Here is a 14,800-nt window from a genome sequence, read left to right on the forward strand (position 1 = left end):
TATGATGAATGCGTTAAGAGCATGGTGGACAAAAACAGATAGGATGAAAGAGCTGAAAAAGATCAATCTTGGCTATCTGTTACTGTCAACTCTCTTTTATTATAGTACCGTATGGGAAGATATCGAATGGCTATGCTACCTGCTGTATTATGGCATTCCTTTTCTTTATCTGTGCTATCATTATGAGTGGGTCATAGATTGTATTCGTATCTGTATGCGAAGCTGTTTAAAGTACTATTTGGGTGCCATCTTGTTCATGGCGCTGCTTAGTTTGGTATTGCCTTGTCTTTATCAGACATATGATTTTTCTTACTTTTTGATTCGCATTTTGCAGATTGGTAAGGAAGGGCTGAAAATCCTGTTTCTCTTTCTTATTTTTATCCGCTACATTTCTCCTGAAGGAGATTATCTTTTATTTATGAAATACTTTGTGTTAGCAACCTGTATGTATATCTTGGGTACGTGTGTGATCATTGCGATTCCTGGTTTGCGTGATCTTTTATTGCAATTGAATAAGGCGGATGAAAATACGATTCGATTAGCTTATTTACCATCGTATATCACAAGATTTGGATGGTGTGGGTTTTCCGGCTTTACCTATACCTTGCGTTGTTCCTTGGCTGCTATGTTTCTGTGCTATATCATTTATTTGCAACAGGAACAAAGTTTTACTTTCCATACGATCTTATTGATGATTGTTATCCTTGGAAACTTTTTCTATGGTCGTATCGGAATCGCTGTAACAGCTATCTATGTGTTTCTGCTTTTTGTTGTTTTATGGATGAAAAAACGAATGCTGTGGAAACGCTTATTGCTTATGATGGTGATAACTTGCGGTATGCTTTCCATAGCCTTTCTCTTATCCGAACAAGTGCGTATATGGCTGCGTTGGGTTTTTCAATCCTTCATCAATTATTCTGAGCAAGGCAGTTTTTCCACAACATCTACTCAATCGCTAAAAGAAATGTATTTTACACCAAATGGTAAGACGCTTTTGCTAGGTGATGGCTATTATACGGATGCGGATGGATTATATTATATGGGAACAGATGTAGGCCTTTTCCGTGCTGTTTTATTTGGCGGCATTGGTTTTCAAATGCTTCGCTATACTTTGCTAGGTAGTTTATTGTTTGAATATAAGCGCTGTTTACCGGTGCATTTGCATAGACTTCTGCTCTTATTACCTATTTTATTTATCATTTATGAAATGAAGGGGGAAAGCATTTGCCCGATCATTTCTATTCTATTTGGTGTGGCTTTGCTTATCACCTATCAGAAGGAAAGAAAGAAAAGCGGTGAAACCTATGGATATTTCCATCATAATTCCGGTCTATAATGTAGAACGATATCTCAAGGATTGTTTGGATTCCATCATCCAACAAAGCAACGAGATCATGCTGCAGGCAATCATTGTAGATGATGGAAGCAGTGATCATTCACAAACAATTGCAAAACACTATACAATGTTGTATCCGGATATATTTGAATATCATCGAAAAACAAATGGGGGCTTAAGTGATGCCCGCAATTATGGGGTACGCTTTGCGAAAGGAACCTATTTAATGTTTTTAGATAGTGATGATTATTTGCGAGAGGATGCCTGCTTCGCACTGTTCACATGTTTAAAAAAGACGCAGGCAGATGTTGTGCTATATGATTATATTTCCTTTGATGAGCATCAACAAAAAGCTGTGACCATGCTTGCCAGTGATTCTGGGTTTATAAGTGATCGACAATATTTGCTTACGCAGCCGACCGCATGGAATAAAATTGTCAAAACAGAAGCGTATAAACAACATCACATCACATTTCCTAAAGGTATTTGGTATGAAGATCGGGCAACGACTGGGGCGTACATCAATTTTGCGAAACGCATTTATTATCTTCAGCAGCCGCTGTATTATTATCGCCAACGAACCAATTCGATAATGAATCAACAGATGTATCATCCAAAGATGCTTGATATGAAAACAGCCATTGCCTATATGCTAGAACAGCTTGATATACAGCGATACCATGATGAAGTTGAATACATATGCATCAGTAATCTTATTTATCAAAGTGGTGAACGGCTGTTACCACATCATAAAAAGGAAGAAATGGCGATGTTTGTTCATTATATGAATGATCTTTTTCCGAATTGGGAAAAGAATCCTTATTATCTGAAACGCAGTAAATTGTATCAAAGCATCTGTAAGGCAATCAAACAAAATCACCTGGGAATTGCCCGACGCCTATTTCATCTTAAAAATAAAATGGTATAATGTTAAAGATAAAGGAGCAGGGTATGGATAAAATTATTGCGGTTATTGTAAGCTATAACCGAAAGAAATTATTAAAAGAGGCATTGGAGCATCTGTTGCATCAGCAAAACGTCAAGTTCGACATCCTGATCATTGATAATGCAAGTACAGATGGCACCAAAGAATATATCGTTGACTATTTACAAAAGGATAACATCCTGTATCACAATACAGGAGCAAATTTGGGAGGCGCCGGCGGCTTTTCATTAGGGGTTAAAATGGGCGTTGAAAAAGGCTATGACTATGTTTGGATCATGGATGATGATACCATGGTCAAAGAGAATGCCTTGGATGAATTGTTGAAGGCGAAAGAAATCCTTAAAGGGAACTTTGGTTTTTTATGCAGCGATGTAAGATGGATTGATGGCAGTGCTTGTGCCATGAATGTTCCTAACATAGATGAGAATTGGATACAGGACAGTGCATACCTTGAAAACGGCATCGTAAAGGTAAAACAATGCTCATTTGTATCCTGCTTTATCCCATCGCGTGTCGTTAAGAAGGTAGGCCTTCCCATCAAAGAGTTTTTTATTTGGGGGGATGATGCGGAGTATACCAAACGCATCTCTTTACAGTATCCATGCTATTTTGTTGCCCGCAGCAAGGTCATCCATAAGATGCTCAGCAATACCCCTACCGATATCGTAGCAGAATCCAGTGATCGTTTGTTTCGCTACAATTATGCGTATCGAAACATGTATTATGTAAAAAAGCTGGAAGGCGGTAAGCTGAATATGTTGCTGTTTTACTATCGGACATTTTTAGAAATTGTCAGAATACTTAAAAGTAAGGGAAAAGGAAAAGGGAAAAAGATAAGGATCCTATGCAAAAGTATGCATCAGCGTAAAAAATTTCATCCGGAAATAGAATATATTGAGTAGAATGAAAAGGAGATAACTTATGAAGAAAAGTGTAAAAATGAATTATATCTTCAATTTAGGTTATCAGCTGTTACTCATAGCCCTTCCGCTTATTACGACACCCTATATATCAAGGGTATTAGGTGCCAAGGCGATTGGTACTTACAGCTTCACACAATCCATCGTTACTTACTTCACTTTATTAGGATGTATCGGTTTAGGATTGTATGGGCAACGAGAGATTGCTTACCATCAAAATGATGCGCTGCAAAGAACAAAGATTTTATATGAATTGATCCTGTTAAAGGTGATTAGTATTGCGCTTAGTTTAGGCATCTATTTCATCGTTTTCCAAACCTTTGATGAATATCGTTCCTTATTCTATATTCAGATGATTGATATATTTGCAAATGTGTTTGATATTAATTATTTTTATCAGGGATTAGAAAACTTTAAGAAAATTATCGCAAGAAATATTACGGTGCGCTTTATCAGCATCATATGTGTGTTTGCTTTCATAAAGTCGCCTCAAGACCTGCCGTTGTATATTTTGATTCAATCCTTATCCCTTCTCTTCGGTAATCTAAGCATGTGGATTGCATTGCCCAACTACATAGTTAAACTTGATCATGTGAAGTTAGAAATAGGGAAACATGTAAAACCAACACTGATTCTGTTTTTTCCCCAAATTGCCGTTTCCATTTATACGGTATTGGATCGCACGATGATTGAGGTGTTAACGGGCAATACCGAAGAAATCGGATATTATGAACAAGCACAAAAAATTGTAAAATTAGCACTGACGATTGTCACTTCCTTAGGAACAGTGATGCTGCCGCGGATATCCAATCTGTTTGCGGATCATGATATGCATAAGATTAAAGAATACATTTATCAATCCTTGCATTTTGTCATGATGATTGCGGTACCGATTATGTTCGGCATCATGGGCATCGCACCTAATCTTGTCCCTTGGTTTCTCAGTGAGAAATTTATGGCAAGTATACCATTGGTGATGATGACGGCACCTATCATTGTCTTTATCGGTATCAGTAATGTGATCGGTATTCAATTCCTATTGCCTACCAGAAGACAAAAAGCCTATACCTTATCAACCATCATGGGCTCTATCGTCAATTTAATATGTAATCTCTTACTAATTCCAGGATTACTTTCCATGGGGGCAACCATCGCTTCTGTGATAGCCGAAGCATCGGTTACTGCTTTTCAATTATATTGTGTGCGTGAGGATATTGATATTAAAAAAGTATGGAAAGAAAACAGACATTATCTGCTTGTAGGAGCCTGTATGTTTGGTGTTGTATACGGGTTAAGTGTATTTTTAACCCCAAGTATCATGCATACCCTTTTCATCATTAGCGTAGGTGTCGTTATTTATTTTGTTATACTTTTCATATTAAAAGATAAATATATTTACACCATCATGCAAACAGTAAAAGATAAGCTGCGTGTAAAAAGCAGCTAAAGGAGGAAGACCATGAACTATTCATATGTGATTGTCGGTGCAGGACTGGCAGGGATCACGATGGCCGAGCGCTTGGCCGCACGTCATCAAAAAAATATTTTATTGATTGAAAAACGCAATCACATCGGAGGTAACGTCTATGACAGTTACAATGAAGATGGCATACTGATCCACAACTATGGGCCACATATTTTCCATACGAATAATAAAGAAGTATTTGACTATTTAAGTAACTTTACCGAGTGGATTCAGTATCAACACCATGTGTTATCCTTTGTTGATGGCCGCTTATTGCCAATGCCGATTGGTGTGGAAACGATTAATAGTTTATATAACTTACATTTATCTGTTTTTGAATTTGCACAATTCATCGAACAGCAGAGAGAAAAACGCACGAAGATTGAGACCAGTGAAGATGTTGCCTTGGATAAAGTTGGACGCGATATTTATGAAAAATTCTTTAAAAATTATACAATCAAACAGTGGGGGACAGATCCCAGTGAGCTGGATACTTCCGTAATCAGCCGAATCCCTTTACGTTTTAACCGTGATACGCGTTACTTTGCCGATCAATATCAAGGGATGCCGCGACTGGGGTATACAAAGATGTGTGAGAACATGCTGAAAAGCAAACACATCCATATTCTGTTGAATACCGATTATCGTGATGTCTTGGATGGGATCACCTACGACACACTGATCTATACCGGACCAGTTGATGCGTTTTATCAATATAAATATGGGAAATTAAAATATCGAAGCATCGATTTTAAAATGGAAACCTTAGATGTAGCTTCTTATCAAGAAGCAGCTGTCATTAATTATCCAAACGATTATGCGTTTACCCGTATTACCGAGTTTAAAAAATTAACCGGTCAAACGCATGCGAAAACGACTATCATGAAAGAGTACCCATGCTTTAAAGATGAGCCTTATTATCCTTATCCAACCAAAGAATGGTTAGCGAAGTATCAGCAGTATGAAGCTTTGATGAAAAAAGAAAAAAATGTAGTATTTGTCGGTCGCTTAGCAGAGTACAAATACTATAATATGGATGCCGTTGTGGAAAAAGCGTTGAAATTAGCAGAAAACTTATAAAAAAAGAGGAGGGATGGCATATGAAGAAAAAGAAAATAACATCATATTTTGCAAACATCACTCCTTTTCAATTGGCTTTCCTTATCAATGCGCTTTTTCTGATCTGTTATCTGATCAGTGGTACTATGAAGTATGAAGTTAGTGATGACTTTATGATGGAAGTCATGGTCTCTGGCGCATATACAGGTACACCGTCTCCTTATATAATGTTTATGAATCCATTGATTGGTTTATTTTTATCAACATTATATAAGTTGCATGCTTCCCTAAACTGGTATTTTTATTTCCAGGTTGCAATGATCTTTCTGTCACTGACGGGGATCACTTATTTGATCTTGAAGAAGAAAAGAACTTCGTTCACACTGTTGCTGGCAGTGTTGTTTATTGGCTTTTTCAGTAATGATCTTTATCAACTCATGCAGTTTACAAAGACAGCAACGGTGACAATTGGATGTGGATGTTTCTTTTTGATTACGGCAATCGTACAAAAAAATATATCGTATAAACGTTTACTTCTAGGAGCTTGTTATGTATTGATAGGCACTATGATACGCAATAAATGCTTTTATATTACAGTAGCCTTTCTGTTTTTGACATGTTGTTTGTTATTTTTACGCCATCTTAAACAAAACCAATGTTCTTATAAAGTAATGATAAAACCTCTTTTTATCTTTGCGTGCACACTTGGCATCTGTTATGCATTTGTTTATGGCAGCAGTAAAGTATTTACCAGTATGCATCCTGACTATGCAGCATATAAAGAATACAATGAGGCCAGAGCAATCATCACCGATTATCCCGTGGATGGCTATCAGAATCTGAAAGATGACTTATCCGCAATTGGGGTATCTGAAAATGATTTTTATAATCTTGCTCATTTTGGTTATGGCGATACCCAAATCTATGATGCAGACTATGTGAAACAAGTGAGTGAAATCATAGCAGCGCATCGCCTGCAGGATACACCAAGCATTTTACGTATCGGATACAATATGTTAAAACAAAGATATGATAAGTACATCAGTGTCTTAGGCTGTCTGGCTATCGGACTTGCCGTATTCATAAAAAAGTCGCGTTCTTTTCTGCTTATCTTTGCTAATGTTTTAGTAACCGGTGTTTTGCTTATTTATATCTTCTATCAAGGGCGTGTGGTGTATCGGGTAGAATACTCCATCTTCTTATCCCTGGCTATCAGCATTTTGTGCTATGATCATTTTTTAACACAGGAACACACCTATCCATTAGAACGTTTCCTTCCGGCAGGCATCGTTATTTTACTATTGATGCATATTCCAAGTTTTCTTCCTAATACTCATCAAAATTTTGCCGTGATGTTTAATTCCTGGGAAAATCATGTCGGAAAATATCGTGCTTCCTTCATTGATAATCGTCAAGAAGGAATACTACAAGAAATGCAGCAGCATCCTAACCGTATATACTATTTAGGATTTCAAACGACAATACAGACAATGTATTTGAATTATGATCCACGCTTCGTGATGGAACCGAACATGTTTAACAATGCGATCTATCTGGCTGGTGTTGATAGTTTTCATCCAAGCCGGATGCAGTGGCTGCAAGAACATAAATTAAAAGGTACGATGGAAGAATTATTGGATAAAGATGTCTATTTAATTGAGAATATTTATCAGGAAGAAATGTTAAACTTCATAAAGGAACATTACGATGCCACTGCTCGATTGACGCAATATGCTGTAATTGATGGCTATCAAATTTTGAAAATCGAAGCAAATTAAAAGTTGTACTGTACTTACCTGAAAAAGGGATTTTCTATACAATTTAGAATCATCTGACGAAGGGATGATTCTTTTTTTAGCATTTTTTTGTATAATTCAATATTGCTTATTTTAGATGGTATGAAATTATAGTACTTTATAAACGGTAAATATTACCAATTGAGGTTGACGGAAAAGAAAATTCGCGTTATAAATGTATATGTAATTTGAAGCATCTGGTTAAGATTACTTATATTTTCTTGTTCAATAAAGTATACGATTTTATATAGCTTTAAAACTATAGAAAAACAACTTAAAAAGTAAGAAAAAACACCAAATCATGGAAATTTGGCGTTTATTTATAATCGTATACATTGTTACATATAGGCTACGATACCAGGTTGCTTTGATTCTTTGTCCATATGAGAAAAGCCACCAGTGAACATGTCATGAAATAGTTGGCGATTATGCAAACGACCATTTTTACTGGTGTGTATCAAGCGATGATGCATGATAGAGCAATTGGCGAAAGCTGTACTATAAAAAATAAAAAAGTAAGTATTATGGGCAGAGGGGATTGAATTTTATTGTATAACAGAGTAGAGTTATATAGCAATAAGCAAATTTAATTATTGGAGAGGATATGAAATGAAAACATACTTAGTAACAGGCGGAGCAGGTTTTATTGGGAGTAATTTTGTTTATTATTTATTAAATAAATATGATGATATTAAAATTATCAATGTTGATAAATTAACATATGCAGGAAATTTGGAAAATTTAAAACAAATTGAAGAGGATGAACGTCATATCTTTGTACAAGCGGATATTTGTGATGAAGCAAAGATCACACAGTTATTTGAAACGTATGATATTGACTATGTCGTCAATTTTGCGGCGGAAAGTCATGTGGATCGCAGTATTCTGCATCCGGAAATTTTTGTGGAAACAAATGTAAACGGAACCGTGAATTTATTAAAGATTGCCAAAAAATATTGGGAGATTGGCGATGATACTTATAAAGACGGGGTGAAGTATTTGCAGGTATCCACAGATGAGGTTTATGGTTCTTTGGGAGATGAAGGATATTTTACGGAAGAAACACCAATTTGTCCGCATAGTCCCTACAGCGCTTCTAAGGCGAGTGCGGACTTATTTGTAAAAGCATTTGCCGATACTTATAAATTTCCTATCAATATCACACGTTGCAGTAACAATTACGGACCATACCAGTTCCCTGAGAAATTAATACCACTTGTTTTCAATAATACATTAGAACATAAGAATTTACCGGTATATGGCGATGGTATGAATATTCGTGACTGGTTATATGTAGAAGATCATTGCAAAGGTATCGATATGGTCATTAACAGTGGCCGTTTAGGTGAAGTTTACAACATTGGCGGTCATAATGAGCGAACCAATATCTTTATTGTTAAGACGATTATTAACTATGTGAAAGAACATATTGATGCTACTGTCGGCGAACATATGATTACCTATGTGACAGATCGAAAAGGGCATGATAAACGCTATGGCATCGACCCTCATAAAATTAGCGAAGAGCTTGGCTGGTATCCAGAGACGAAGCTCGAGGATGGCATTAAACTGACATTGGCATGGTATAACGAGCATAAGGAATGGATTGAACATATTACAAGCGGTCAATATCAGGAATATTATAAAACAATGTATGAAGGGCGGTAATGACATATGAAGGGAATAATTTTAGCAGGCGGTTCAGGTACTAGACTGTATCCATTAACGAAAGCTGTATCAAAACAAATTCTACCGGTGTATGATAAACCGATGATTTACTATCCTTTATCGACACTCATGTTAGCGAATATTCGTGAAATATTAATTATTTCAACACCTAGAGATATTGAAGTTTTCAAGGAACTGTTAGGTGATGGAAGTCAGCTGGGATTACGCCTTGAATATGCCATTCAGGCACAGCCAAGAGGTTTAGCTGAAGCCTTTATTATAGGAGAATCTTTTATCGGTAAGGATCGTGTGGCTTTGGTGCTTGGTGATAATATCTTCTATGGAAGACATTTTTCCAATGTGTTAAAGAAAGCAGTAGAACAAGAAGGGGCAACAATTTTTGGATATTATGTTCGAGATCCTCGAGAATATGGTGTAGTTACGTTTGATAAAGAAGGAAAGGTTTTGACCCTGGAAGAGAAACCGGAACACCCGAAATCCAACTATGCTGTTCCAGGATTATATTTCTATGATAATGATGTAGTTGAAATAGCCAAAAAGGTAAAACCGTCTGCACGCGGTGAAATCGAGATAACCTCAATCAATAATCATTATTTGCGTGAGGGAAGATTGAATGTAAAAATCTTAGGACGTGGTTTTGCTTGGCTTGATACAGGAAGCCATGATTCGCTTATGGAAGCGTCTGAATATGTCGCTTCTATTCAAAAGCGTCAGGGGTTATATGTTTCTTGTATTGAAGAAATCGCATATGTTAAAGGATTTATCGATAAGATGCAATTATTAGCATTAGCTGAAGAATTTTATAAGACAGAATATGGAAAATACTTACAGCGTCTTGCGGAAGAAGATGCAACCGTAGCGAGAGGCTGAAAACTATGAGTAATTTATTTTATGCATTATTCCATTCCTGGCTACAGGTAGAAGGTAATGTTTCTGATAATAATGAGATAGATGCCTGGATAGCAGAATTGAATAACAATACAAAAGTTGACATACATAAAATAGCATTAAAACAAAGTGATTTTTGGTTTTATGATGAAGATGCGGGGGAAATCAGAAACAAGAATCGCAGTTTTTTTGCGATTAAGGGGTTTCAAAGAAAAAGCGGAAACACGGTTGTGTTAGAACAGCCGGTCATTTTGCAAAATGAAATCGGTTATTTAGGTATTATATGTAAAGAAATCGATGGTGTCTTGCATTTTCTGATGCAGGCCAAAATAGAGCCCGGCAATCTTAATAAGATACAGCTTTCTCCAACGATACAGGCGACCAAGAGTAATTTTACGCAGAAGCATGGCGGAAAGAAACCAAAATATCTTGATTATTTTATTAATGCCGCAGACTATGAAATCATTGTAGATCAAATCCAATCCGAGCAGTCGTCAAGATTTTATAAAAAGCGCAATCGCAACATTATCATCAAGGTTGATGAAGACATTCCGTTAGAAAAGAATTTCAAATGGATGACATTAGGGCAAATCAAACGCTTAATGAGACGGGATAACATTGTCAATATGGATACAAGAACCGTTCTATCCTGTATTCCATACTATGCGCATACCTTAGATCGCGAGACACTGAGCAAGATGAAACATGCAGCTAACGATGCCGCACTGGTTGCTTCGGTATTTGATACGCATGGGGAAGCCATGATTCCAAGAATTTATCAATACATAAATAATGTGAAGATGTTTGAAGAAACAACAGATGCGTTGGTGCCATTATCCGCATTAAGCAGCTGGGAAGAAAAAAACAATGAAATCGTCTGTAAAAAGGCACATGATTTCAAGGTGATCTTCTGTGATATCATGATTGAAGGAAGAGAAGTAACGCGCTGGACACAACCCTTATTTGAAGCTACCGGCATTGCCTTATTCGGTATGTTTACCTGTATTGAAAACGGCGTGCGTAAGTTTTTGATCAAGGCGAAAAAAGAAATTGGCTGTTTTGATCTGATTGAATTAGGACCAACGCTGCAATTAGAACCATCACACCTGCATGGGCCTTATGATCAGGTGGGCACAGTGTTCATGCAAAAGATGAAGGAACAAAAACACGTTTTACATGATGTTCTTTTATCAGAAGAAGGCGGGCGTTTCTACCATGAGCAGAATCGAAACGTTATCATCGAAATAAATAAAGAAGATGTTATCGCAAATGAGCAGGATGGCTATTTCTGGGTTGATTATAAGACGCTGAATACATTAGTCCAAGTCAATAATTGCTTGAATATTCAATTACGTAATTTGCTATCACTATTGGAGGTATAAGACACATGAAAAATATTAGAATTGGTATTATCTGTCCATCGGAAATTGCATTTCGTAGATTTCTGCCTTCTTTGCAGAAAGAAGATGGCTTTACTTACATGGGTGTCGCTGTCGCTGATCCTTCTGAATGGGATGGCGAGGTTGCTGATGAGGTGATTGCCAACGAATTTAAAAAAGCGGAAACATTTGTGGAAAGCTATGGCGGAAAAGTTTATAAGAGCTATCATGAAGTCATTTGTGCAGATGATATTGATGCTGTTTATTTGCCATTACCACCGGCATTGCATTATCGTTGGGCGAAATTGGCTTTAGAACATGGAAAGCATGTGTTTGTTGAGAAACCATCTACGATTTGTTATAAGGACAGTATGGAACTCATCACATTGGCGCAAGCGAAAAAACTGGCGTTACATGAAAACTATATGTTTCAATATCATCAGCAAATCGAAGATGTGAAAGAACAGCTAAAGAAAGGCACCATTGGAAAGGTTCATTCTTATCATGCCCGTTTTGGATTCCCAATGCGTCCGGCGAATGATTTTCGTTACAATAAGGCACTGGGTGGAGGCGCCTTGTTAGATGCCGGCGGTTATGTGATTAAACTGGCTACAAAACTATTGGGCGAAAACATAGAGATGCTGTCCTGTGTCATGAAAGATTATGATGAGTTTGGTGTTGACATGTATGGCTCCTATATGTTTAAAAATGAAAAGGATGAAGTGTTTCTTGGGGAATTCGGCATGGATTGTGAATACCAATGTAAATTATCCATCTGGGGCAGTCAGGGCATCTTAAGTACGGATCGCATCTTTACGGCACCGGATGACTTATGTCCGACTTTGCATATTTTGCATAACAACGAAGTAAGTGATATAAAGCTACAAGCAGATTCACATTTTAGGAAATCTATCCGAATGTTTTATGAGGCTGTACATGATGCAGCAACACGAGAACGCATTTATGGGGAAATTAAAGTACAAGCCGATATGGTAGATAAGGCTAGAGAATTAGCTGGGAGGAAGTAAGTATGATAAAATTTAATAAACCATCAATTACGGAAAAAGAAAAAAACAACGTCTTGGAGGCTATGGATGGCACAAACATCTTATCGGGAGATGGTAAGTTTACAACGAAGGTATATCAGCAGTTTGAAGAACGCTTTGGTATTATAAATATGCTGTTGACGACCTCTGGGACAACCGCTTTGGAAATGGCATCTATTTTAATTAATCTCGAGCCGGGTGATGAAGTCATTACACCATCCTTTACCTTTTCATCAACCGTCAACGCTTTTCTGTTAAGAGGAGCGAAACCAGTTTTCTGTGATATTCGTGAAGATACCTTTAATATTGACGAGAATTTAATTGAAGGTCTGATTACACCAAAAACAAAAGCGATTTATGCGGTGGATTATGCTGGTTTCCCTTGTGAAATGGATAAAATTAATGAAATCGCTAATAAATATGGATTATTTGTTATTGAAGATGCTGCTCAGGCAGTTGGTTCTACATACAAAGGAAGATATGCAGGTACGTTAACAGAATTCGGCTGCTACAGTTTCCATGAAACAAAAAACTATGTCATGGGAGAAGGTGGCGCAATTGTTGTTAATGAAGATAAATACATGGAACGCGCCGAAATCATTCGTGAAAAAGGAACAAACCGACGCAATGTCTTAAGAGGATTGGTCGATAAATATACATGGCATGATATTGGCTCATCTTTCTTGCCAAGTGATGTACTGGCGGCGATATTATCTGCCCAAATGGATCGTTATGAAGAGATATTTGAAAAACGTATGAATGTTTGGAATACGTATTATAACGGCTTAAAGGATTTAGAAGATAAGGGATACTTGCGTAGACCATATTTACCAGCAGACATTGAACATAACGCACATATGTTCTGTATCGTATTGCCTAGTGAAGAAAAACGTACTCATCTGATTAATAAATTAAAGGAAAAAGGAATTGCAAGCTACATTTGTTATGTGCCACTTCATTCTGCACCATATGGTTTAAAATTAGGATATACTCCGGAAATGCTTCCAGTAACAGAGGATTTAGCAAAACGTATCTTACGCTTGCCTTTGTATGTGGATATGACAAGCGAAGATGCAATGTATGTTGTTGATTCGATCAAGGAAGTATTAGAAGGATGATATTATATGGATAAGCTTGTCATTATAGGTGCTGGTGAATTTCAGCTTCCCTTAATAAAAAAAGCCAAAGAGATGGGATATGAAACGCATGTCTTTGCATGGGCGGAAGGAGCTGTCGGTAAAGATTTTGCAGATTATTTTTATCCCATCAGCATCACGGAAAAAGAAATTATATTAGAGCAATGTAAACAGATCAATCCGCAAGGAATTGTATCTATCGGCTCTGATTTAGCGGTACTTACGGTAAATTATGTGGCACGTTCTCTTCATCTTCCAACAAATCCAGAAATATCTGATGTGATTTGTACGAATAAATATGAAATGAGAAAAGCCTTTCTGGCGAATGGAATTGATGTTCCGAAGTTTCTTGAAACAAAAGGACATGTTGAAAAAGAACAACTTTCATCTTTTACGTTTCCGTTGATCGTCAAGCCAACAGATCGCTCAGGAAGTCGAGGCATTACCAAGATCGAAACTTATGAAGCTTTAGATAAAGCAATTCAGATTGCAACAGCATATGCATTCGAGAAAAAGGCCATCATAGAGGAATTCATTGAAGGTCCGGAATATAGCTGTGAATGTATTTCTTATCAAGGAGAGCATACCTTCTTGGCATTTACGCAGAAATATACGTCGGGTGCTCCTCATTTCATTGAAACCGGTCATGTGGAACCTTCAAATATTCCAATGGACAAAATCACGGCATACCAAAAAGAAATATTTAAAGCATTGGATGCCCTTCATATTCAAAATGGGGCTTCTCATTGTGAATTTAAGATTGATCATCAAGGGGCCATTAAAATTATTGAAATAGGTTCTCGTATGGGCGGTGATTGTATCGGTTCTGATTTAGTTTATTTGTCAACCGGATATGATTTTGTAGAAATGGTAATCGAGGTTGCCTGCGGTAAAAAACCGACATTAAAGAAGAAAAAAGAGGATGAATATGCCGGTATTAAATTTATCTTTGATCATGATGATATTGATACATTAAGAAAGCTACAACGAAAGCATCCGGAAACACTTCAGTATGTCAGTGAAATCACCGAAGTCGGAAATCATGATGTAGTAGATAGTTCAACAAGATTTGGCTTTTATATCTTTACGACAAAAGATAAAGCATTCGTAGATGAAATATTAGGTTAAAGGAGAGATTGA

The 14,800-nt window shown here is 37.0% G+C and carries 12 protein-coding genes; all 12 read left to right on the plus strand.

Annotation, left to right across the window (positions count from 1 at the left end; all coding sequences use genetic code 11):
• Position 1 precedes the first annotated feature (1 nt).
• Entirely contained in the window at positions 2 to 1,336 is a 1,335-nt protein-coding gene (locus tag LI241_RS10995) for a hypothetical protein (RefSeq protein ID WP_008686994.1), read from the plus strand.
• A complete protein-coding gene (locus tag LI241_RS11000) occupies positions 1,305 to 2,264 on the plus strand; it encodes a glycosyltransferase family 2 protein (protein WP_008686996.1) in 960 nt (319 codons plus the stop codon). The genes LI241_RS10995 and LI241_RS11000 overlap by 32 nt, the downstream gene beginning before the upstream one ends.
• Positions 2,265 to 2,287: 23 nt before the next feature.
• Positions 2,288 to 3,184 (plus strand): glycosyltransferase family 2 protein, encoded by an 897-nt coding sequence (locus LI241_RS11005; protein ID WP_008686997.1) that lies wholly within the window; start codon positions 2,288 to 2,290, stop codon positions 3,182 to 3,184.
• Positions 3,185 to 3,203: 19 nt separating this feature from the next.
• Positions 3,204 to 4,649: a flippase gene (locus tag LI241_RS11010; protein WP_008686999.1), complete on the plus strand. Its 1,446-nt coding sequence runs from the start codon at positions 3,204 to 3,206 to the stop codon at positions 4,647 to 4,649.
• A gap of 12 nt (positions 4,650 to 4,661) precedes the next feature.
• Positions 4,662 to 5,747 carry a UDP-galactopyranose mutase gene (glf, locus tag LI241_RS11015; RefSeq protein ID WP_008687001.1) on the plus strand — a complete coding sequence of 362 codons (1,086 nt, stop codon included), beginning with the start codon at positions 4,662 to 4,664 and terminating at the stop codon, positions 5,745 to 5,747.
• A 20-nt stretch (positions 5,748 to 5,767) separates the two neighbouring features.
• Positions 5,768 to 7,504, plus strand: coding sequence for a hypothetical protein (locus tag LI241_RS11020; RefSeq protein WP_227151284.1), 1,737 nt, complete (start codon positions 5,768 to 5,770; stop codon positions 7,502 to 7,504).
• A gap of 627 nt (positions 7,505 to 8,131) precedes the next feature.
• Positions 8,132 to 9,190 carry a dTDP-glucose 4,6-dehydratase gene (rfbB, locus tag LI241_RS11025; RefSeq protein WP_117548095.1) on the plus strand — a complete coding sequence of 353 codons (1,059 nt, stop codon included), beginning with the start codon at positions 8,132 to 8,134 and terminating at the stop codon, positions 9,188 to 9,190.
• A gap of 6 nt (positions 9,191 to 9,196) precedes the next feature.
• Positions 9,197 to 10,081, plus strand: coding sequence for a glucose-1-phosphate thymidylyltransferase RfbA (rfbA, locus tag LI241_RS11030; RefSeq protein WP_117548096.1), 885 nt, complete (start codon positions 9,197 to 9,199; stop codon positions 10,079 to 10,081).
• A gap of 5 nt (positions 10,082 to 10,086) precedes the next feature.
• Positions 10,087 to 11,481, plus strand: coding sequence for an NDP-hexose 2,3-dehydratase family protein (locus tag LI241_RS11035; protein ID WP_008979199.1), 1,395 nt, complete (start codon positions 10,087 to 10,089; stop codon positions 11,479 to 11,481).
• Positions 11,482 to 11,486: 5 nt separating this feature from the next.
• Positions 11,487 to 12,506 (plus strand): Gfo/Idh/MocA family protein, encoded by a 1,020-nt coding sequence (locus LI241_RS11040; RefSeq protein WP_117548097.1) that lies wholly within the window; start codon positions 11,487 to 11,489, stop codon positions 12,504 to 12,506.
• 2 nt (positions 12,507 to 12,508) lie between these two features.
• Entirely contained in the window at positions 12,509 to 13,642 is a 1,134-nt protein-coding gene (gene rffA / locus LI241_RS11045) for a dTDP-4-amino-4,6-dideoxygalactose transaminase (protein WP_117548098.1), read from the plus strand.
• Between the two features lie 6 nt (positions 13,643 to 13,648).
• Complete coding sequence (locus LI241_RS11050; RefSeq protein ID WP_008687015.1) at positions 13,649 to 14,788, plus strand: acetyl-CoA carboxylase biotin carboxylase subunit family protein; 1,140 nt, start codon at positions 13,649 to 13,651, stop codon at positions 14,786 to 14,788.
• The last annotated feature ends 12 nt before the right edge of the window (positions 14,789 to 14,800 follow it).

The organism is Longicatena sp. 210702-DFI.1.196 (assembly GCF_020563125.1).
In the GTDB taxonomy this organism is placed as follows: Bacteria; Bacillota_I; Bacilli_A; order Erysipelotrichales; family Erysipelotrichaceae; genus Longicatena; species Longicatena caecimuris.